The 21,813-nt window shown below is 49.7% G+C and carries 22 protein-coding genes; 14 read left to right on the top strand and 8 right to left on the bottom strand.

Going from position 1 to position 21,813, the window contains the following annotated elements; genetic code table 11:
* Positions 1 to 364: 364 nt before the first annotated feature.
* From KCG43_RS20590 to KCG43_RS20575, 4 genes are all read right to left on the bottom strand, one after another.
* Positions 365 to 3,115: an ATP-binding protein gene (locus KCG43_RS20590; protein ID WP_370630719.1), complete on the bottom strand. Its 2,751-nt coding sequence runs from the start codon at positions 3,113 to 3,115 to the stop codon at positions 365 to 367.
* Positions 3,116 to 3,265: 150 nt separating this feature from the next.
* A complete protein-coding gene (locus tag KCG43_RS20585; protein WP_255558124.1) occupies positions 3,266 to 4,747 on the bottom strand; it encodes a lactate dehydrogenase in 1,482 nt (493 codons plus the stop codon).
* 293 nt (positions 4,748 to 5,040) lie between these two features.
* Entirely contained in the window at positions 5,041 to 5,751 is a 711-nt protein-coding gene (gene deoD, locus KCG43_RS20580) for a purine-nucleoside phosphorylase (protein ID WP_027254273.1), read from the bottom strand.
* Positions 5,752 to 5,785: 34 nt separating this feature from the next.
* On the bottom strand, positions 5,786 to 5,956 hold the full coding sequence (locus KCG43_RS20575) for a XapX domain-containing protein (protein ID WP_036760236.1): 171 nt from the start codon (positions 5,954 to 5,956) through the stop codon (positions 5,786 to 5,788).
* A 576-nt stretch (positions 5,957 to 6,532) separates the two neighbouring features.
* Between KCG43_RS20575 and KCG43_RS20570 the strand changes: the two genes are divergently transcribed.
* The 3 genes from KCG43_RS20570 (at position 6,533) to KCG43_RS20560 (ending at position 8,179) form a co-directional block, all read left to right on the top strand.
* Entirely contained in the window at positions 6,533 to 7,048 is a 516-nt protein-coding gene (locus tag KCG43_RS20570) for an outer membrane beta-barrel protein (RefSeq protein WP_161456899.1), read from the top strand.
* Between the two features lie 144 nt (positions 7,049 to 7,192).
* The gene (locus tag KCG43_RS20565) at positions 7,193 to 7,837 is read left to right on the top strand and encodes a hypothetical protein (protein WP_192016315.1); all 645 of its coding nucleotides are present in this window, start codon (positions 7,193 to 7,195) and stop codon (positions 7,835 to 7,837) included.
* A 135-nt stretch (positions 7,838 to 7,972) separates the two neighbouring features.
* Positions 7,973 to 8,179, top strand: coding sequence for a DUF3283 family protein (locus KCG43_RS20560; RefSeq protein WP_218387299.1), 207 nt, complete (start codon positions 7,973 to 7,975; stop codon positions 8,177 to 8,179).
* Positions 8,180 to 8,191: 12 nt separating this feature from the next.
* Here the strand turns inward: KCG43_RS20560 and KCG43_RS20555 are convergent, their stop codons facing one another.
* Positions 8,192 to 9,121, bottom strand: coding sequence for a DMT family transporter (locus KCG43_RS20555; RefSeq protein WP_255558122.1), 930 nt, complete (start codon positions 9,119 to 9,121; stop codon positions 8,192 to 8,194).
* A 180-nt stretch (positions 9,122 to 9,301) separates the two neighbouring features.
* On the opposite strand from KCG43_RS20555, the gene KCG43_RS20550 reads away from it, so the two are divergent.
* The 4 genes from KCG43_RS20550 to KCG43_RS20535 all read left to right on the top strand — a co-directional run bounded on the left by KCG43_RS20550 (position 9,302) and on the right by KCG43_RS20535 (position 12,757).
* The gene (locus tag KCG43_RS20550; RefSeq protein WP_218387298.1) at positions 9,302 to 9,751 is read left to right on the top strand and encodes an Lrp/AsnC family transcriptional regulator; all 450 of its coding nucleotides are present in this window, start codon (positions 9,302 to 9,304) and stop codon (positions 9,749 to 9,751) included.
* 259 nt (positions 9,752 to 10,010) lie between these two features.
* Complete coding sequence (locus KCG43_RS20545) at positions 10,011 to 10,379, top strand: diacylglycerol kinase (protein WP_192016318.1); 369 nt, start codon at positions 10,011 to 10,013, stop codon at positions 10,377 to 10,379.
* Positions 10,380 to 10,415: 36 nt separating this feature from the next.
* Positions 10,416 to 12,389 carry an LTA synthase family protein gene (locus KCG43_RS20540; RefSeq protein WP_218387297.1) on the top strand — a complete coding sequence of 658 codons (1,974 nt, stop codon included), beginning with the start codon at positions 10,416 to 10,418 and terminating at the stop codon, positions 12,387 to 12,389.
* A 146-nt stretch (positions 12,390 to 12,535) separates the two neighbouring features.
* Complete coding sequence (locus tag KCG43_RS20535; RefSeq protein WP_192016320.1) at positions 12,536 to 12,757, top strand: hypothetical protein; 222 nt, start codon at positions 12,536 to 12,538, stop codon at positions 12,755 to 12,757.
* Positions 12,758 to 12,761: 4 nt separating this feature from the next.
* Here KCG43_RS20535 and KCG43_RS20530 read toward each other — a convergent pair whose 3' ends face one another.
* From KCG43_RS20530 to KCG43_RS20520, 3 genes are all read right to left on the bottom strand, one after another.
* Positions 12,762 to 13,325 carry a DUF4145 domain-containing protein gene (locus tag KCG43_RS20530; RefSeq protein ID WP_192016321.1) on the bottom strand — a complete coding sequence of 188 codons (564 nt, stop codon included), beginning with the start codon at positions 13,323 to 13,325 and terminating at the stop codon, positions 12,762 to 12,764.
* A 126-nt stretch (positions 13,326 to 13,451) separates the two neighbouring features.
* Entirely contained in the window at positions 13,452 to 14,276 is an 825-nt protein-coding gene (locus KCG43_RS20525; RefSeq protein ID WP_218387296.1) for an AraC family transcriptional regulator, read from the bottom strand.
* A 109-nt stretch (positions 14,277 to 14,385) separates the two neighbouring features.
* Entirely contained in the window at positions 14,386 to 15,144 is a 759-nt protein-coding gene (locus KCG43_RS20520; RefSeq protein ID WP_218387295.1) for a DeoR/GlpR family DNA-binding transcription regulator, read from the bottom strand.
* Positions 15,145 to 15,426: 282 nt separating this feature from the next.
* Between KCG43_RS20520 and ltnD the strand changes: the two genes are divergently transcribed.
* From ltnD to KCG43_RS21565, 7 genes are all read left to right on the top strand, one after another.
* The gene (gene ltnD, locus KCG43_RS20515; RefSeq protein ID WP_218387294.1) at positions 15,427 to 16,326 is read left to right on the top strand and encodes an L-threonate dehydrogenase; all 900 of its coding nucleotides are present in this window, start codon (positions 15,427 to 15,429) and stop codon (positions 16,324 to 16,326) included.
* 2 nt (positions 16,327 to 16,328) lie between these two features.
* Complete coding sequence (gene otnK / locus KCG43_RS20510) at positions 16,329 to 17,588, top strand: 3-oxo-tetronate kinase (RefSeq protein ID WP_218387293.1); 1,260 nt, start codon at positions 16,329 to 16,331, stop codon at positions 17,586 to 17,588.
* Complete coding sequence (locus KCG43_RS20505; protein ID WP_218387292.1) at positions 17,581 to 18,213, top strand: aldolase; 633 nt, start codon at positions 17,581 to 17,583, stop codon at positions 18,211 to 18,213. The genes otnK and KCG43_RS20505 overlap by 8 nt, the downstream gene beginning before the upstream one ends.
* Entirely contained in the window at positions 18,213 to 18,989 is a 777-nt protein-coding gene (otnI, locus tag KCG43_RS20500) for a 2-oxo-tetronate isomerase (RefSeq protein WP_218387291.1), read from the top strand. The genes KCG43_RS20505 and otnI overlap by 1 nt, the downstream gene beginning before the upstream one ends.
* 101 nt (positions 18,990 to 19,090) lie before the next feature.
* A complete protein-coding gene (gene denD, locus KCG43_RS20495; RefSeq protein WP_218387290.1) occupies positions 19,091 to 20,056 on the top strand; it encodes a D-erythronate dehydrogenase in 966 nt (321 codons plus the stop codon).
* A complete protein-coding gene (locus KCG43_RS20490) occupies positions 20,056 to 21,552 on the top strand; it encodes a GntP family permease (protein WP_192016329.1) in 1,497 nt (498 codons plus the stop codon). Before denD ends, KCG43_RS20490 begins: the two co-directional genes overlap by 1 nt.
* A 168-nt stretch (positions 21,553 to 21,720) precedes the next feature.
* Positions 21,721 to 21,813: transposase (locus KCG43_RS21565; protein WP_218387300.1), on the top strand; the 93-nt coding region annotated here is incomplete at its 3' end.

Genomic DNA, 21,813 nt, shown 5'->3' with positions numbered 1-21,813 from the left:
ATCTCTTGTCCTTTGCTGTGTTTATGCAAACGTTAAGTTTGGCCTGTTGACTGTTCTTTTGAAGCCATGTCCGATGCTCTGAACATATGGATCGAAGCAAAATATTTGATGTCCCGATGATTAAATTTTTCTGTGTCGATGTCAATCGCGAAGCCCAATTCGAGCGGTTTTGTCAAACATTTTTTCGGTCACTTAGCCCAAGGATAAAGCGAGCATAGAAATGTACGCTGTAGTGGCTCAAGAAAACAGGTGTGGGCATATGTTTCCCTGTCGTTTTGTTGCTTGTTTGCCCGCTGCGCAGGTGTGGTGAGAATGTGGCGATCATTCAGGATGAGATTGCAAGACTTTGACCAATATAAAGACATTACTCGATATCGACAGTTTGCTGCTGGCGGCGAATTTCGTCACAAAGAGCAGATAAGGCTTGTGAAACCGCATCAAGCTCAGATTCTGATGGGATTTGCGCAGCTTTCAATTGCATTTCGATTATCTTGGCACTGTGGCTGACCTGCTTTGCACAAAGACTGGCGGAGGCCCCTTTCAGGGTATGACTGAGTAACATTGCCTGCTCCAAATCGTTTTCCTCGATGGCATTGCGGATCTTCTGGTCGTAGTCATGGTGATCATCTGCGAAAATGGTAAGAAAGTACGTAATCATTTCTTTATCTTGATCAAGCATTTCCAGCAGTTCTTCCATGTCAATTTGTGTGATCTGATTTAAATCGAATGCTGCATGACTTGACGGTAACTCAGCTTGGTTAAGAGATGATAAAGAGTCGTTCAGGATAGACTGATCCCGAAAATCGGGTTGTTTAAACGTGTGTTGGCGCAGATAGGCCATGTAGTCTATACGGTGGCGAAAGCGTTGGAGTGCATCCAGTAATTTTCGTTCGTCGAGAGGTTTGGTGATAACACAGTCGACCCCTGCATCCAGCATATTCTTCTGTGTTTCCTCAAACGCATCTGCGGTACAAGCGAAAATCGGGACAATGCAGAAAGGTTCGGGCAGGGAACGAATTCGCCGGGTCGATTCCAGGCCGTCCATCACCGGCATGTGATTATCCATAAGGATCAAATCGTAGGGTTGGCGCTGCATCATTTCCAATGCTTCCAGTCCGTTTTCCGCAGTGTGGGTATGAAATCCCCATTGTTGAAGAAAACTTTCCATGATCAGGACGTTGAGGTGGTTATCTTCAACAACCAGAACGTGCAGACCGGCAAAGGCTTCTCTGTCGATCTCGATGTTTTCGATTAACTCTTCCTGAGGGATCCCCGTATCAAGGAAGAGGTTGACGGTAACAGATGTTCCAGCGCCAGGCTCACTGCTAAGCTCGACATTGCCGCCCATTAATTCTGCCAGCTGTTTGACAATACTCAACCCGAGCCCGGTGCCGCCATAGCGCCGGCTGGTAGAGACTTCGGCCTGAGCAAATGGATCAAAGATGTGGGCCGTTCGCTCTGGCTCTATGCCAATGCCTGTATCTTCGGCCACAATCGTCAGTTGTTGTTGTTGCCCTCCGGTGAGCAGAGCCCGCCTCATACGCACTCTGACATGGCCTTTGTCTGTGAATTTAATGGCGTTGCTGATCAGGTTAAACAGAATCTGGCGAATACGGGATTTGTCGGCGTAGAACCAGGTTTCCTGATCAAAGCCACAATCAATATTGAAAGCCAGGCCTTTCTCTTTCGCCAACGAGTAGTAGGTGCTTTCAATAGTGCCGACCAGATCGGTAAAGCAGAAATGAGTTTTATCCAGTTTCAGCTTGCCTTGCTCAATTTTAGAGAAATCCAGAATATCGTTCAGCAATGACATCATATGCTTACCTGAATCGAGCAGAGTGTTCAGGTGATGTTCTTGTTCTTCCGTTAATTTGGTTTTCAGCAACAGTTGCGACAACCCCAGCATCCCGTTCATGGGTGTGCGTATTTCATGGGACAAGTTAGCCAGAAAGGCAGACTTGGCTTTATCCGCCGATTTGGCTTTTTCCAGCGCCTGATTGAGCCGCTTGGTATCAGCTGAAATTTTATCAGCTCCCTGATTAAGCGCATCATTGAGTAACTGAAATTCATACGGACCCTCAAAGGAGGGATTGGGCTGATAATCCCCTAAACGGAACTGAGAGGCAAAGCGAGTCAGCTTTGCTATAGGCCCGGTAATGCGTTTGGTGAGGGCGATGGCAAGTAAGAGGATTAATACACTGATCATAGCCAGCGCAAGCAGGAAAAAATGGTGCAGCTCATCAATAGTACCGATGACGCTATCTTGTGAGGTCACAGTGATCAGCGACCAGACGGGCATGCCTTCAGCATCATTGATCTGCGATGGTACAACAGCTGCGATCATCGCTTTATCTTCATCATCGTTGTAATTGTTGATGCCGGATATGAACGGTGAGAAAGAGGACATTGCTCCTGATCCTGCGACTAGACTGGCTTTGTAGAATTGCCTGAAATGATGCAGAGACTGTTCAGTGGCATGACTGCTGAGTAGCAGCTTGCCATCAATATCGGTCAGATAAACATTGTCGGTTGGGGCGACTTCATTGCCCAGTTGTTTAAGCTGCTGTTTGATGTCATCCATTTTGTATTCGATCAGCAGGAATCCATCAGGCTGGTGTTCGATTTTTTTTGCCAGAAAGACAATGGCCTCACCATTTTTGATCTGGGGACGGGAGATGTAGGTATTATCCTTGGTCAGCGTTTTTTCGATATTCTCTAAATCCGGGGTATCAATGTTATTAATGGTCAACCCTGCATCTGAGCTCGCATTAAGATAATAATGACCGCCTTTCTCACGCACCTGATGCATAGCCGCAAAGGAAGGGTCGGTTTGCCCGAAATTATGAAAAAACTGGCTAATTTGTTCAGGAGGACGGGAAAAAATAGGGGAGTGACTTAATAAATCCAGATTTTTCAGTCGCAGATTGTGTGTCTGATCCAGGCTCTGGGCCACGATATTATTGCGGGCATTAATGCCGGCTGCAATTCTGTCCAGCGCGACTTCATTGAGTTTTTCACTGCTGATCCAGCCATAGATGTAAGCAGGAAGAATACCGACCGCAAGCATGCTGACTAACAAAATGGGCTTGATTCGATTGGGGACTATCCTTATCACCACAATACCTCAGAGTTTTTATGTAACTTGTTAATAAAGATTACGTACTGAGATTATATGCCAAAGTGAGATGGGTGAGTGAAGCTGAGCTAACAAAAATGGCCTTTTTGCGTGGTCTGTTTGCCGTTTCAACAGAAAAAGCGGGCTGAGTTAGTTAAGCAATTGTTCCAGCGTTAATGGCGAGGCCATGATTCCCAGCTGTTGAGCGGGTGTTAAGCCAGTGCGATCTTGTCGGCACAGGTTATGCCAGGCCCGGTAAATATCCAGCAAAGGAAGTAACCCGCCCGGCCGGGCTTTTCTTCTGGGTTCATCAACCAACTGCGCAAATTGCTGATAAAATCGCTGCTGATACTCATCCACTTCGCGGTGAGTTGCAAGTTGCAGCCATCTGGCTTCATTGTTTTTTTCGCCGCCTAAATGGCAGATACCTTTGCCGACCTGATCAAACCGGGTAAATGCCCACCGGTCTCGCCACCATCCCAGTAACACGATGTCGATACGCCCTGCGGCATTGCCCTGCGGCCATTCCGTGTCTTCTTCTACGTAGACAGGTTCAATAGTGCCGGAGCGAATTCTGTTCAGAAACACAGACAGACACGCTGAACGTAACAGAGGCTCTTGCGGCATGAACAGCATGAGCTGAGTGTTATCACTCACTTGTTCATTAAGTTGTAGAAAATGCGCGTAAACCGCATACTGAGGCCTGATCAGATTACCTTTGGCCGGGAAATGTTCAATGTTCTGGTCACTGCTTGGATCTTCCAAATGCGGTCTTGATAGCACTTCTCGGTATTTTGCATCGACTTTCGCCAGTAAGCCCTGAGGGGCAGCCTGCGCTGCTGTCGGTGCGCTATTTTCCTGTCTGGCTAGGAAGCGGGCATTAGGGCTGTAAGGATCATGCAGCGTATCGGGTGTGCCTGTCTGTTCCGGGTGATAGTTAATGTGCTGGCTGAGTACATAGCCGGAATTTGCTTCGCAACTGGCAATCCAGTAAACACCATTAGCAGCATGTGGCTGAAGCGGGTTGAGTGTACAGGCCAATGCCAGTTGTGATTTGTGTTGTAACAAACGGGCATCAAACACCGAAAGTTGCCGACGGCAGCGGCTGGCAATGTGGTTCAGTTGGTCGTAAAACGTTTTTGGATTCATACCAAGCCGCCGGCAGATATCCCGGATGGGGTGACCGGTAAACAGCAGGGCGAGCAGCTTTTGCTGAATCTGGTGTTTGGGATTAAAGCCAGACCATCTGTCGACAAACGTCGTCTGACAATTTTTACAGCGATAACGCTGACGATCACCACTGTAGCCAAAGGCATGATAAAGGTGGCGATGTGTCAGTACGGGTAAACCCAGATTGTCACAGTCCAGATTATTGCAGGCAGGTAAGCCGTTACTTTGCTGTAATTTCAGGTAACGCCACTCTGCAATGACATTTTTATTGCTGATAAGGGGAGGAAAGGCGCCACATTCTTTGCAAATGAATGCAGGACGGTTTGGATTCGTCCTCTGAATGATATAGTCGTCTGGGTTCCGGGAACCGAAGTTTTGGCAACGTACGGTTTTGCAATGATTCAACTGCCAGTGTCCGCTGGCTGGCGGCAAGGTTGCAGAGTGTTTTTGATTTGTCATCATGCTTGCCACCCTCCTCGTGTACGGACTATAGCGAAAACATGCCTGGAAAAAGGTGCCGAGTCATTACTGCATACGATGACCCGACACCCATTAGTTGGCCCAAACTGCCAGGTATAGCATTGCCGCCCGGGTAAACCCGCTTCAAATTGTGTAAGACGCCACATTTTACCAATTTTTGAGCTGCGACAGGCAAATTCCCTGATTGAGCTGACTAATCCTTTACTAAGGCGGAGCAATGGCGCTGGCCTTATAAGCGCAATCCGGCCTGTATATGACAAACCGGATCAGATGCATCAGATAGTGATCGCTGTTTCCAGCGCAACTTGCATCATAGAGTGGAATGATTTCTGACGATCTTCAGAACTCAGGTGCTCGCCACGGGTAATGTGGTCAGACACTGTCAGAATGGTCAGCGCTTTCGCACCCAGCTCTGCTGCAACACCGTAAATACCGGCGGCTTCCATGTCGACACCCAGAATATTCAGCTTGTTCATCTTGTCGAACAGGTCGGCTTCAGGGCTGTAGAACAAATCGGCAGAGAACACGTTGCCGACACGTACCGGCACGTTTTGCTCACGCGCCTGGTTTACCGCTGTTTCCAGCAGGTGGAAATCGGCAATGGCGGCAAAGTCATGGTTGTTAAAGCGGATGCGGTTTACTTTGGAGTCGGTGGACGCACCCATAGCAATCACGATATCCATCAGTTTGATGTCATCGCTCACTGTACCGCAGCTGCCGATACGGATGACGTTCTTAACACCGAAGTCTTTAATGAGTTCGTGAACATAGATAGAGCAGGACGGGATACCCATACCATGGCCCATCACAGACACTTTCTTGCCTTTATAGGTGCCTGTGTATCCAAACATGTTGCGTACATTGCAGACTTCTTTGGCATCTTCCAGATACGTCTCTGCGATCAGTTTCGCACGCAGCGGGTCACCTGGCATCAGTACTGTTTCTGCGAAATCACCAAATTCGGCATTGATATGCGGGGTAGCCATAGCGGACTCCTGACAAGTTATTCGTTTTAAAAAATTATGAGAAGAAACGTTCAACCACTGCTTGGTATGCCATACCACCCAGATAAACACCCACAATCCCCATAATGCCAGATAACACTGGCGGAGCGGGTAGTGGCAGTTTTACTGCACTGAAAAAGAGACCGACAACGACTCCTGCAATAGTTGCAAGCAGAATCTCGTTCATGTGTTTACCCTCTGTCTGTATGTCGTACTCAAGTGGTACGTCTTATCTGAAAAAACATCAGCACAGCAGTGGCAGAAACTCAATGAGAGCCAGTTAAGAACTGTTGCTGAATCAGGGGGCCAGTCTAGTGAAGTTACCAAGAGCAACTTTTGAAGTTAGTCACATTTTATTGATTGTTCAGCCATCGATCCAGAGTTATTTACCAAATCTGTTGAAAACAGGAGGTTAATCGTTTGCGTTTTATTGTGGTACTGACTTATTCAACATGATGAATAAAGCCGTATTTATTAGTCTAAATATAGATATAACAGCACCTTGAGTGAGTTTTTCTTACTTTTGAGGAGTAGGATAAGGTTGTTTAATTCATGAAACGGGTAAAAATGGATGTAATCGATATCATTGCTTTGCGTAATTATTTCAGGCGTGTGAGGCAGGAAAGAAATTCACAGGCAGAGATAACTATCTGCTTGTTTTTAAGATGTGTTTAGTTGGCGAAAATAAGGATATGGGCTATTGATTAATTGGGCACAGTCTGCAACGACAGTTTTCACTCTTTTGCTACGAAGGAACGTTAATATGAAGAAATTGATGCTATCAGCGGCGCTTGCATTGTTAAGTCTGCCAGCCAGCGCTGAAATTTTAGGTTTATCTGTCGGGGCCAATGCCGGTGCATCCCGCCTGGAGTATGACGGTAACTCTGATTATGGCTACGAATACGGGGTTAATGCGTCTTATCAGGTCACCAGTATTTTTAGTGTTAATGCCGGGTTAGCCATTGGCAGTGCAGAAGTGGATTCAAAGCTGTCATCGGCAAAAAATGATATTGATTATACCTCTGTGCCGCTGACTCTTCAGGCTGATATCCCACTGCTGGTGGGTAGCGTTTATGCCAGAGCCGGCACTAACTATTACGATGTTGATCGTAAATTGTCCGGTGTGACACACAAGGATGATGGCTGGGGATTTGCCGGCGGGGCCGGTTTCGTGTTGGGTATTATACCTTTGCTGGATTTGACACTCGGCTATGAATACCGGGATATGGGAGATGTTGACAGTAACGCTATCCTGTTGAGCGTAGGATTCGGATTGTAACCGTCATTGAGTGCTAAAAAAGCGCGAAAACAGTAGCGAGATCAACACCTGTTCAGCCCGCAACCCGTATGGTGTTCTGTTTATGGGGTTGTTTATCCGGGGAGCAGTCAGGATAAGCAACGCCCGATCGCGGTGGAGGCATTCATGACCAATTTTGAACGATATGAGAAAACCAGTCAGGCTGTTTTTCTGGCGCTGTCGGAATGTGGTCCGGTGCAGGATTACTGGCGAACTAATCAGGTACGGCCGGATTGCCAGGCGTTCATTTTGCGCGGTCTGTCCCGCTTGTTACCGCTGCGACAGAATGTTTTCAGAGATGCCATTGCTCCCTGGCTTGAAAATGCACAGCAGGCGCTGCAGTCTCCGGGCATGCCAGTTTCCCAATTATTGAAGAATGTCACTTATCCTTTTCCGTGCCGAGTCGACATTCAGGGTAATTTTCTGCCCTGCTGGGTGTGGGGAGAGTCAAAACATCTATTGGTGATCAGTATCATTGAACCCAGAACCGGGCAGTTTGGTTCTCCGCGAAATGTACCTGCTGAACGTTTAGTTGACAGACACAGATGGTTTGATGCCCAGGTGATAGACGGAGAGCAGGATTGTATCAGCGCAGGGCAAACCCATTTTCATCAGTTCGTTCAGCCTGACATGAAAAGCGATGAGCCAAGCGTCATCGATGCGATACGTCACCCCAATAGGCGTACCCTGAATCCGATCCTCAGTGTGACTTTAATCGCGATGATCGTTGTTGTATTTACCTGGGTGGTGACATCTCACCTTGGTTTTTGATCTGAGACAGGCAGATTTTCAGCGCCTTGAGGCTATCGGGGTAGCGTAAGCAGGACTTCACTTTAACGCTGAATTCGTTACTATGTCGCCAGATCGACAGACCCAAGCGTTTACTCCGTAATTGTAAGGAAAACCATGCATAATCTTTCTTTGTTATCGGCTTCCGAGAAAAACCGTATTGAACTTGATAAGCAGGCGGCTTACGCCGTTTGGCAGTTAAAAAACGGCAAAGCCGGGCCTGAAGTGTTCTTTAATCAGGCGGAAAGCATTTCCGATGATGACGAACGTGCTTTCTATGAAAAAGCCGTTGAGAAATACAAAAACCAGATGGGCATGGCCTGACAGCGCCTCAATTTAACGCATGGCTTTTTTCACTATCTTACTTTTGTTGATGGGGATCGGCATGACTTCGCTGGCCGTGAGCGCGCCGATCACAATCAACGCCATAGCGATCATTGTTTGGCCGGTGAGGGGTTCGGAAAAGAGTGGAATCGCCATCAGTGCTGCTAACACTGGCGTAAATGCCCCTAATGCGGCACTCATTTCCGCCCCCAGCCGTGAAATGGCTAGGGTATAACACAGGCTGGAAACTATCCCTACGCCGACTCCCTGAACCAGAAAATGGTACATCACTTCCTGAGAATCCACCGACAGCAAATTAAACGTCATTGTCTGGCTGAGAAAGCCTGTCAGTAGCAGACCACACCCTGATATTGCAATCACAGCCGCCCCTTCTGTTGCCGACAGGCCAGAGACGCGCATGGCTATAGTAAACCAGGCCCAGCTAAAACTCGCCAGTAACAAAATGGCATAGCCAATCAGCATGCCGGGCTGCCCGCCAGCCAGCGATTTGGCGACAAAGCACACCACCCCCAATGTGATAAACACTAAACCAGCCCGGCGCATAGGTGAGAGAGGTTCGCCAAAGCAGACGACGGCAATACCTGACACAAGAAGCGGTAAGATGCCCGGAATCAAAGAAGCACCATCCGCAACAGGAACATAATGTAAACCGTACCCGGCAAGAAGCAGGTAGGGTAGCCCGGCTCCCCAGCATATCAGCGCTAAGTATCGCTTTGGGGTCTGAAAAATGTGCCTGACTTTATGCCGGCACAACCAGCCAAACAGCAGGGCAGCAGGAACAAAGCGTATCAGGGCAATATCGGCAATCGTCAGATCTGACTGGCTGGAGGCCCGCAGTGAAATGAAAAAACCTGACCAGATCATTAAAGTGACCGTCATGGCTAACAGTCCGGTCAGCATAGCGGGCGTGTTCTTTTGCATCAGCGTAATCCTTGCGATTGAAGTGACTTCAGTATCCGCAAAAGCACGCGATAATAGTTGGCAAACTTAACTACCCATTTCTTCTATATTGGTGAATTTTTCCAATTTTATTTAAATTAGTGATTTATTTTACTAACTTGTTCTTAGTGATGAGTAACAAAGAGACGGGATGCGGGCGTGATGGATAAAAAAGATAAGCAGATTCTGACTGAAATACAGCGCGATGCACGTCAAAGCACCGCTGAGATCGCCGATAAGGTTGGCCTGTCGGTGTCACCTTGTGCCAGACGGATAAAGAAGCTGGAATCCGATGGCATTATCGCGGGGTACCAGGCCACCCTCGACAGACAGAAGCTGGGACTGATGATGACTTTTTTTGTCAATGTCAGCCTGAATAATCACAGGGATCAACCCATTGATGAGTTTGAACTGGTGATGTCCGGTATGCCTGAAGTGATCAGCGCGCATGTTATATCCGGAGCACACGATTATCTGTTAGAAGTGGTCGCCAGAGATTTACCCCATTACGAAGCTTTCATTCGCAAACTGCAGACCCTGACCATGGTTAAAGATATCCATACCAACCTGGCTATCCGAACAGTCAAAACCGGTCAGCAACTACCGATCTAGCAGCGCTTTTCAGTCAACAATGTCAATCTTTAGTACGAATTTCTTAAGTTTTCCTTAAGAAACGCGAGTCATATTGTATCTTTAAACTTGATGTAAAGGTTTTTCTGAATTGGTGATGACAAAAAAGTGCTTAACCTCACAGATTGAAATACTTGATCGCTTGTAAGCGGAAGCAACATCATAACTGGGTTTTTGCAGATTGTAGGCAGAGCAATATTTCACTATTTTCGGCCGTCTTAATGACTAAGCAAGGAACACTATGAAACCGGGTAACACTGGGTTGGTGCGCATCGTGAAAGCGGCGGGCTATTCGGTACAGGGACTGAAAGCCGCCTGGCAGCATGAAGCGGCTATCAGACAGGAAATTATTTTGCTTGTTGTCTTAACAACCATTTCATTTTTCCTGCCTGTCACTTTTATCGAGCACATTTTGCTCGTTGCCAGTTTATTTCTGGTTGTGATCGTTGAGCTGCTGAATTCAGCGATTGAGGCTGTGGTAGACCGAATTGGCAGTGAAATTCATGAGTTAAGTGGCCGCGCTAAAGACATAGGCTCTGCGGCGGTATTTATTTCTTTGCTGCTGGCCGGCGGCATCTGGCTGGCGATCATCCTCAAGCTGTTTTGGTAATCCTTTGGTGATACCAAATATTTGGATCTCTTTGTAATGCAAAAACTTAAACCTATAACCGGGGTGATGTTTCCCATCGCCCTGTTTGCTCTGCTGTCACTTATTCTGCTCAGTGTGTCCCGCGTTGTGCTCACCCTCTGGCAGATTGACCACATTACCGGTTGGCAAGACTGGGCTTCGATCCTGTTACAAGGCGTCAGAGTGGATGTCTCTACGCTTTGCTGGTTGTTGATTCTTCCTTCGCTGTTATTGGCACTGTTGCCAACCCAAGGCCTTCTGGGCCAGATATGGTTGTTCATTCTCCGGCTATGGCTGGTGGCGGGCTTGTGGATTCTGGTTTATATGGAACTGGCGACCCCAAGTTTTATTAGCGAATATAATTTGCGCCCGAACCGCCTGTTCATTGAGTACCTGGTTTATCCGAAAGAAGTCTTCAGCATGTTGTGGGTGGGTTATAAGCTGGAGCTGGCTGTCGGGCTGATTGGTTCGGTATTAACCCTGTGCCTTGGTTGGTTGCTCAGCGGCTATGCTGTGCGTGATCTGGATGCTCCTCGCTGGTACTGGCGTCCAGTGCTGGCTATTTCTGTCGTGGCCCTTGGTGTGATGGGCGCGCGTTCAACATTCCAGCACCGGCCGCTGAATCCGGCCATGGTGGCGTTTTCTACCGATCCGCTGTTGAACGATCTGACACTGAATTCCTCTTATTCTGTTATTTTTGCTGCCAAGAACATGGCCTCTGAGAAGAACGCGGAAGCGTTTTACGGAACAATGCCGCTGGATGACATTATTGAAACCGTGCGGGCGTCTTCTGGTCGTCCGGAAAGTTTCATGCCCGGCGATATTCTCACTCTCAATTCCAATGCGCCAACCGTTGAAGGTAAGAAAAATCTGGTGATCCTGCTTCAGGAAAGCCTGGGGGCACGTTTTGTCGGTGGTTTAGGCGGCTTGCCGCTCACGCCGAATCTGGATGCCCTGATGCAAGAAGGCTGGAACTTCACTCAGGTGTATGCCACAGGAACACGCTCAGTACGTGGTATTGAAGCCATGACAACCGGTTTTACGCCAACGCCTTCCCGTGCCGTTGTGAAGTTAAGTAAAAGCCAGACCGGGTTTTATACCATCGCAGGGTTGCTGGGCCGCCAGGGATACCACACCCAGTTTATTTATGGCGGGGAAAGTCATTTTGACAATATGAAGTCTTTCTTCCTGGGCAATGGTTTTGAAGATATTGTGGATTTACCTGATTTCGTCAATCCTAAGTTCGTGGGCTCCTGGGGCGCGTCGGATCAGGATTTGTATCAGATGGCAGATAAACAGTTTACTAAGCTGCATCAAACCGGTCAGCCTTTCTTCAGCCTGGTATTCACCAGTAGTAATCACTCACCGTACGAATTCCCCGATGGTGAAATCGAGCTGTATGAACAACCTGAACATACCCGTAATAATGCGGTGAAGTATTCCGATAAAGCCTTAGGTGAGTTTTTCGCCAACGCCAGGCAATCAGAATACTGGAAAGACACGGTTTTCATTGTCATTGCCGACCATGATGCCCGTGCTGAAGGTAATGTACCGGTTCCGGTTGACCGCTTCCACATTCCGGCGGTCATTCTGGGCGAGGATATTCAGCCTCGTCAGGACGATCGCCTGGCCAGCAATATTGATATGGCCCCTACTTTGTTGTCGCTGATCGGTGCTGATAACACATCACCTATGATTGGTCATGATTTGACCAAAGAGGTCGCGCCGGAATATCAGCGGGCAATGATGCAGTTTGATAAGAACTTCGGCTATCTGACCAGAGACAAACTGGTCGTGCTGCAGCCGGGCAAAGCCGCCATCGGCTACCAGTACGATTTTAGCCGGCAGACACTAACGCCATCGGGCATTTCTGAGCAGGAATCTCAGCGTGCGCTGGCCCATGCCTTGTTGGGTGGCAAGCTCTACAGGGAAGGGCGTTATCGTCTGCCGCCGCAGACGGATCAACAGCATGCGATGGCAGTGAGCCACTAAATGACTGAGCCGCCTTTGAACAGGCGGCTTTTTCTTTTTGGTGATTGTGTGTCACAAGGAGTAGATTGGACACTACGGCTGAGCATCAAATTGGTGCTACGCTGAACCTGAAATGCGATTATCGGCATTAAGATAAGGGAGTATTTATGACAGCGGTTTGGATTATCGCCATCATTTTTGGTGCGCTTATTGTCCAGCAATACCTTCGCCTTCAGGCGAAACAGAAGGACAGGGATCGACTGGCCAGCCAGGAAGCGGAAGCCTTGAGAGCGGAAATGACCGAACTCAGAGAACGGCTGTCCGTACTGGAAAAAATAGTGACCGACAAGGGCTATCAGATTAAAGAAGACATAGAAAAACTGCCTTAGCAGATTAAATGATCACGTGCGCCCCGACCATGGACTGGCTCAGGTTATGTTCCAGTTTGTCCAGTAACGGGCCGGATCGCATCAATATCAACTCCGCTTCTTCCGAGTGAACAAATTGCCCCTGAGATGCAGCGTTGCCTAGCTTAACGATCTCGAGCAAGGCATCGGCTAAGTGTTGATTGATAACGTTTTCTTTTGCCAGCCTGTGCAGCCGCGCGGTCAGAGAATAACGGCTTGAGCGCAGATCTGGCTGATACCTGCGAACGATTTTTTCTATTTCTACCCGTAAGGCGGTAAAGGCAAGGGCTGCATCCACACCCTGATACCCACTGGGTTGCTCTGAGTCATCTATTTCCGCGGCAGCCTGCTCAACTTTTTCCAGCACGTTTTTCATTTCAACTTTGATTCCCCCCGGCAGTTCCAGCGATTTCAGGTAAGGAAATACCCAGGGTAGAGTGGCTAATACCATGAGTACAATCGTGATGGCATCGACATCGACGGTGTCGACAAACACATGGGTATATGCCAGAACCAGAAAGACGAGGGAAAACGCGGATGCAATGATCATAACAGCCTTCCTTGCTAATAAAGTTCTCACTATCTAGTGGTTTATCACCACGTTAAATGAATGGATAGGGTGAGAAAAGGTGTAAATTGGTCAGCGATGTTTACAAATGTAGCAGGAAAAGGCTCATTACACGTGTTTCATATAACGGCCGGGTGTGATGCCCATTGCACTTTTGAAATGGCGGTGAAAATGGCTCTGGTCGTGAAATCCAGCCTCTGCAGCGGCATCTTTAATCGAGAGTCCGCGTTTGAGCATGTGTCTGGCAAGTCTGAGCCTGGCCTGTATCTGATAGGCGTGCGGCGGTAAACCAAATTGGCGTTTGAAGGCCCGTACCAGACTGAAAGGCGTCATGCAGGCCAGCGCCGCCAGTTCTGTCAGGCTGATCGGCCATTGCGGGTACTCATCCAGAAATTCTTTCACCAGATACAACGATTGTGCTGAACTTTTGGCAGGTTGGATATTCAGCCGGGAACCGCCATGTTTGAGTACCAGTTGCGTCAGTGTGGTGTAGATCAGGGTTTCTCTGAGCAGGGTATCCTCAGAATGGTCCAGCGTATTGAACAAATGACGTAAACTGGCGGCTAATTTATCGTCTTTCACCACAGACTGCCGAAAGTAAGGCGCGCCGTATTCAGGCTGCCCTAAATCCCGACTGATTTGCTCAAAATGCTGGGGTAACGGATACAGGGCGCGATAACTCCAGCCCGTTTCTGTGGCGGAATAGCCAGTGTGAATCTCGTCTGCGTTCACCAGAATAATGGTGTTTTGTGGGGCCAGATGCTCGGCGCCGTTGTGGTAAAAACCTTGGGCACCTTCGCTGATCACACCGATACAATACCCTTCGTGAGAATGGCGGGAGAAAGTCTGCTCAATATAATCAGCGTTCAGATATTCCAGGCCATCCAGTTCATCCACCTGCCCGTATGTGATCTTCGCTTTCTGCCTGCCCATTATTCTGTCCTTGAATACCCCATGTTACCCGGCACTTTATCTCAATTGCCCGCTGAGTGTTTTGTACGAAATTGTCTTTTTCATTATCAGCTTGTGTGAGCAAGGCTGCCTAAACTCTGTCTACCGCTATGCCTTTTTCGGCGAAATCATGCAGGCTGCTTTCTGACAGGGCTTTGTCAGTGATGACTTTGTCAAAGCTGCTGATGTCGAGTGCATGGAAGGTCGCGACTTTACCGTATTTTGACGCGTCTGTGACCAGATAATTGATTTTGGCTGTCGCGACGATAGCCCGTTTCACCGTCACTTTATCTTCATTGGGGGTCGATATTCCGCGTTGATTCCAGGATGACGATGAGATGAAGGCCATATCCACATTCATTTCCCTTAACAGGGACACCGCTTTGTCTCCCACACAGGATTGATTATGGCGATCCACTTTGCCGCCGGTGTGATAAAGCATGCAATCCGAATGCGCCATCAGATACGCGGCGATAGCAAAATCATTGGTGATCACGGTCAGATCATCCCTGTGGTTCAACTGGTGCGCGATTTCCAGCGTTGTGGTTCCAGCATCCAGATAGACTGTACTGTGTGGCTTGATATAGCTGGCCGCATGCTGTCCGATTCTGGCTTTCTCATCCCGTTGCCGGGCAATTTTATCGTCGTGGGGCAGCTCGATGTGAATCGACTCTGACAACTGTACGCCACCAGAGACTGACATTACCCGGCCATCGGCCTCCAGTTTGGCAATATCACGACGGATGGTCATGTGAGACACATCCAGTTGTTGGGTCAGCTCACTGATGCTGATGACTTGTTGGTTTCCTAATAAGGCCAGGATGGCGCGTTGACGTTCAGCAGGAATCATAGGGGTTTTTCGCTCACACTGATCAATAACGGCATCAAGTCTAACACGTTAACGTGTTACTGATGTGAATTTTTGTTAGGCATGGTGAGAATGTGTGAAACATAACATGCTGATTCTTATGAGGTAGGTGTGAAATTACTGATTTTTTCACCTGGAAGATCAGATCGGAGGTGTTTGTTGGTGTTAATTTTTGTGACAAGCTTGGCAGAATGATCCTGGGTCAGCACCTAGAATCACAAACATGAACATTAATTCACAAAATATAACAAAAGGGCCTGCACAATGAGCGAAATGCATTCTGTTGCGGTTATCGGACTGGGTTCTATGGGGATGGGCGTTGCAAAGTCCTGTATCCGGGCCGGTTTTGATGTTTACGGTATTGATCTGAGTGATGCGGCCCGTCAGGCACTGGCTGATGCGGGTGCAAAGGGCACGTCTCATCAATGCACCGATTTTGCAGCTCAGCTTGATGCCGTGATTGTGCTGGTGGTCAATGCAAAGCAGGTGAAATCTGTGTTGTTTGATTCGGGTCTGGCTGCAAGGTTAAAAGCCGGTACGCCTGTGATGGTGTGCGCCACTATCTCTGCCGATGACGCAAAAGCTATCGAAGCCGGACTGGCGCAATACGACTTACGCATGCTGGATGCGCCTGTGTCGGGTGGTGCTGTGAAAGCGGCCAGCGGCGATCTGACGGTAATGGCATCCGGTGAAGCGGGTGTGTTTGACCAGCTGGAACCTGTGTTAAATGCGGTTGCGGACAAAGTCTACAACGTGGGGTCGGAGATTGGTAAAGGCTCGACGGTGAAAATTATTCATCAGCTGCTGGCTGGCGTTCACATTGCGGTGGGCGCCGAAGCGATGGCCATGGCGGCCCGTGCTGATATTCCGCTGGATATGATGTATGACGTGGTCACCAATGCGGCCGGCAATTCCTGGATGTTCGAAAACCGCATGAAGCATGTGGTGGAGGGGGATTACACCCCGACTTCTATGGTTGATATTTTTGTCAAAGACCTGGGTTTGGTGGCCGACAGCGCGAAAGCGATGCACTTCCCGCTGCCGCTTGCCAGTACCGCGCTCAATATGTTTACCGAGGCCAGCAATGCCGGCTTTGGTAAAGAAGACGACAGCGCCGTCATCAAGATTTTCTCGGGCATCGAACTGCCGAAAAAGGAGCGTTAATTATGTTACTCGGAGTCATCGCCGACGATTTTACCGGCGCCACCGACATCGCAGGTTTTCTGGTTGCCAATGGCATGAAGACCATTCAGCTCAACGGCGTGCCTGCCGACTTGCTGAGTGCAGACGCTGATGCTGTGGTCATCAGCCTGAAATCCCGTTCTTGCCCTGTCGATCAAGCGGTTGACGATTCTGTGGCGGCATTACGCTGGCTGCAGGCCGCAGGTTGTCAGCAGTTTTACTTTAAATACTGTTCCACCTTTGACAGCACAGCCGAGGGCAATATCGGGCCGGTCACCGATGCGTTACTGGCGGAACTGAATGAATCTTTCACTGTGATTTGCCCATCGCTTCCGGTTAATGGCCGTACCGTCTGCCACGGCAACCTGTTTGTCAACGGAGAGTTGCTGAGCGAATCCGGCATGCGTCACCACCCTGTGACCCCTATGACGGATGCCAACCTGGTGCGTCTGATGAATGCCCAGGCGCAGGGCGTGAGCGGCCTGGTGGATTACCAGACCCTGGATCAAGGGACAGACGCTGTAGTGACGGCCTTTGACCAGCTGCGTGCTCAGGGCGTGCAGTACGCCGTGCTTGATACGCTCAACGATCAGCATCTGGTGACTATCGGCGAGGCTTGCAAAAACCTCAAGCTGGTTACTGGTGGCTCAGGGCTGGCGGTCGGCATCGCCCGAAACTGGGTGACTGCGCAGGCTAAGCAGGCCGAAGCATTGTCAGCCGGTCATCCGAAAGCCGGTAAAACGGTCGTGCTGTCAGGATCGTGTTCTGTAATGACTAACAAGCAGGTGGGGCAGTATCAGCGTGTGGCACCGCACTTTGCTTTGGATGTCAAGGCTTGCCTGACCGATGACAATTACGGCAACGTCGTGTGTGACTGGGTGATGGAGAACCTGAAAGGCAGCTTCGCACCTATGGTGTTTGCGACCGCTAATCCAGAGATGCTGAAAGTCATACAGGCTGAATACGGTGCGCAGGCATCCAGCCAGGCCGTTGAACAGTTCTTCAGCCAGCTGGCACACCGGTTGCGCGAGCAGGGTGTCCGTAATTTCATTGTGGCTGGCGGCGAAACATCCGGGGTTGTGACCCAGAGTCTCGGCGTGAAAGGTTTCCATATCGGCCCGCAAATCGCACCGGGTGTGCCTTGGGTAACAGCGATCGATCAGGATCTGTCGCTGGCACTGAAATCCGGCAACTTTGGTGACGAATCATTTTTTACGACTGCACAAGGATTTTTCCATGACTGAACAAGCGTTAAGAGAAGAAATGGTGACGCTTGCCCGTTCGATGTTTGAGCGGGGCTATGCCACCGGTGGGGCAGGGAATCTGTCTCTAAAACTCCCTGACGGCAATTTTCTGACCACGCCAACAGGCTCTTCCTTCGGACGTTTGGTGGCTGAACGTTTGTCGGTAGTGGACATCGGTGGCAATCATTTGTCGGGTGATCGCCCGTCAAAAGAGATTGCGTTCCATCTGGCGATTTACCGTAACAGCCCGGATTGTAACGCCATTGTGCACTTACACTCCACATACCTGACGGCCCTGTCGTGCCTGGAAGGACTGGACCCAGACAATGCGATTAAGCCCTTCACACCGTATTACGTGATGCGGGTCGGCCAGCTGCCGGTGATCCCGTATCTGCGTCCGGGCGATCCGCAAATTGCGACTGAACTGGCCAATCGTGCGGCCGACTACCGCGCGTTCCTGCTGGCCAATCACGGCCCGGTCATTACCGGTACAGACCTGCGTGATGCGGTTGATAACGCCGAAGAGCTGGAAGAAACCGCCAAACTGGCATTGATGCTCGATGGCAAAGCCATTCGTTACCTGACAGAGGCAGAAGTCAGCGACCTGGAAGGGAGAGGAAAATAATGGCCAGATTTGCAGCCAACCTCACCATGCTGTTCACTGAAGTACCTTTTATTGAGCGCTTCGGTCAGGCCAGCAAAGCCGGTTTCAGAGCGGTCGAGTTTCTGTTTCCTTATGACTATGAAGCCGGTCTGCTGGCAGAGCAGCTCAGTTCACACCAGCTTGAACAGGCGCTCTTTAATATGCCGCCGGGCGACTGGGCGGCCGGCGAGCGCGGTATTGCGGCCCTGCCGGATCGTATTGAAGAGTTTGAGCAAAGCGTTGACGTCGCCCTTCACTACGCGCAGGCACTGAGCTGTAAGAAGGTGCATGCCATGGCAGGTATTCTCAGCCCTGACTTCTCGGTTGAGGCGCACAGAGAAACCTTTATCCGTAATTTGCGCTATGCCGCTGATCGCTTTGCTGTACACGGTATCTGCGTGATGATTGAACCGCTGAACAGCCGTGATGTGCCGAATTATTTCGTGGCCCATCAGCGTGACGCTGTTGAGCTGATCAAAGCCATCGACCGACCGAATGTGAAACTGCAGTTCGATGTGTATCACGCGCAAATCATGGACGGAGATCTGTCTGTCCTGATCAAAGAGGTCGCGGATTACATCGGCCATGTGCAGATAGCATCTGTTCCCAGCCGTCATGAACCCTGTGAGGGAGAAGTGAATTATCCCTTCCTGTTCGGCGAGTTGGACAAGTCAGGCTATCAGGACTGGATTGGGTGCGAGTACAACCCGCAGCAAGGCACACTAGAAGGCCTGGGCTGGGTAACACCTTATTTGTAAACGGCGCCATATATAAACGGACCTGTTTGTAAACGGAAGCAGACATCGACAATTTCGTCAACAGACTTAAGACAAGATAGAAGAGAGCAAGGACATCCCCTATGAAAATTATTATTACAGGTGGGGCAGGCTTTTTAGGAGCCATGCTTACCGACACCCTGCTACAACGTTATGACAACATCGAGCGCATCAAGATAGTTGATCGTATCGCCCCGGATATGAGTCAGTTCGACAGCCGTGTCAGCGCGGTTGTGGGCGACATTACTCACCCGGCTGATATCGATTCGCTGATCGATGCCGACACCACTCATGTTTTCCATCTGGCGGCGATTGTGTCGAGCCATGCCGAAGAAGATTTTGATCTCGGCATGAAAGTGAATTTGCTGGCCACCCAGTTATTGCTGGAAAAATGCCGTCAGGTGAATCCGGCGATCCGCTTCGTGTTCTCCAGTTCGCTGGCGGTGTTCGGTGGCGAACTGCCGGATCTGATCGAGCCTATGACAGCCACTCAGCCGAGTTCTTCTTACGGTACGCAAAAAGCCATCGGTGAGCTGCTGGTCAATGATTACGGCCGCAAAGGGTTTGTGGATGCCATCACTGTGCGTCTGCCGACCATCTGTATTCGCCCTGGCGCGCCGAACAAAGCCGCGTCGTCTTTTGTCAGCGGGATCATCCGTGAGCCGCTGAAAGGCGAAACGTCAAACTGTCCGGTTGAGCCAACGCTGCCGCTGTGGATTTCCAGTCCGGAAACAGTGATCGATAACATTATCCATGCCAGCCAGTTACCAGCTGAGGCCATCAAGGGTTATCGCACCTTTAATCTGCCCGGCATTCAGGTGACACCTGCTGAGATGATCGCTGCCATGACAGAGACTGTGGGGGCAGGGTTTGCTGAGCGAGTGAGCTACGACGAGGATGCTGCGGTTGCCCGTATCGTCAGCAGCTGGCCGAAAGCGTTCAATAATGCGTCAGAACTGACGCTGGGTTTTAAAGCGGATAAGGATTTCCAGTCGGTACTTAAGGCGTATTTAGCTAAGTATCCGGTACGCGAAGAGGAGGCGATCTAATGTTACCCATTTCTGTTATAGGCTTAATTATTGCGGTTTTTGTACTGATCTTCCTGGTACTGAGAACCCGTGTTCATGTCTTGATTGCGATGCTGGCTGCGGCCTGTATTGCCGGTTTGATCGGCGGACTGAGTGTGGATGACACCATGTCGGCGATCAGCAAGGGCTTCGGCGGTACGCTGGGCGGTATTGGGATCGTGATTGGTCTGGGTGTCATGATGGGCGCCATTCTGGAAACTTCCGGTGCCGGTGAGTCCATTGCCTATCACTTCATCAAGTGGCTGGGCAAGAAGAAAGAAGAGATGGCACTGGCAATTACCGGTTATATCGTCAGTATCCCTGTGTTCGTCGACAGCGCACTGATCATCCTGTATCCGATTGCTAAGTCACTGTCTAAAACCTCTGGCCGTTCCATTCTGACACTGACTGTTGCTCTGGCTGGTGGTCTGGTGGTGGCGCACCACTGTATTCCGCCGACACCCGGCCCGCTGGGCGTCGCCAGTATTTTCGGTGTTGATATTGCCTCTATGCTGGGTTTGGGTCTGGTGATTGCACTGCCGTCTATCTACGGTATTGTGATGTACGCCCGCTGGTTAGAAAAGCATTTCCCGGAATACGCGACACCTGTCTCTCTGCCGCAGGAATCTGATGATCTTAAGAAAGTGCATGACGAGTACATGGCGTCTAAAGCCACCAAAAATCTGCCTTCACTGACCAAATCCATCATGCCGATAGCGGTGCCGATTCTGCTGATTCTGGTGAAATCGCTGGCCAGCCTGCTGGAAAAACAGCTGGGATTTGAAGGACTGTCGGAAAGCGCGCTGGGCGCGGTGATCAACTTTGTTGGTCACCCTGTGATTGCCTTGTCTATCAGTACGCTGCTGGCGGTGTATACCCTGACACCTTACCTGGACAAAGAAACCACTACCCGCAAGCTGGAAGAAGGGATTTCCACCTCAGGAATTATCCTGCTGGTGACAGGTGCAGGTGGTGCACTGGGCAGTGTACTGCGTGAGTCTGGCGCGGGTACTGAAATCGCCAACCAGATTGCGGCACTGTCCATCTCACCTATCATGATCCCCTTCATCATCGCGACACTGGTACGTGTGATTCAGGGCAGCGGCACAGTTTCAATGATTACCGCAGCGTCTATCTCTGCACCGGTACTGGCTGAAATGGAAGGTATCAACATGCTGTTTGCCGCATCTGCTGCGACCATGGGTAGCTTGTTTGCCGGTTACTTCAACGACAGCCTGTTCCACATAGTGAACCGTCTGATGGGTGTCACCGAAGTGCGTAAACAACTGGTGATCTGGACGGTACCGACTACTATCGCCTGGTCAATCGGCGGTTCACTGGTGATGATCCTGAACCTGATCTTTGGTAGCCAGGGAAGCGTGTTCGACCCGGTTATGCCACTACTGTTCCTGGCAGGTTGCATCTACTTCGTAAAGTCGCAAAGTAAACCTGCAGCAGAGGTCGCTGCTGGTCACTGATCAGCAATTATATGATGTGTTTTTTTGACGTATCTCTTTACGTGCTACAGCCCCCGGTTCCGCTGTCTCTTCTACACAAATCCCCCGGTTTTCACCGGGGGATTTTTTTTGAACCATTTAGAAGAAGTTTGATCTGATCCTTACCTTTTGTTTTAGATATAACATGTCATGTTTGTAAGTGAACCATCCGTGTGGGCTCAGAGTGTTTTCCAGAGTGCAAAGTTGGGGGATGTACGCAGAACCAAACGACTTGTACAGTTG

Origin of the sequence: Photobacterium sp. WH24 (genome assembly GCF_019204055.1) — a bacterium.
Lineage (GTDB): Bacteria > Pseudomonadota > Gammaproteobacteria > Enterobacterales > Vibrionaceae > Photobacterium > Photobacterium arenosum.
The sequence above is the reverse complement of the archived record's forward strand: the minus strand, read 5'-3'. Positions and strand labels throughout refer to the sequence as shown.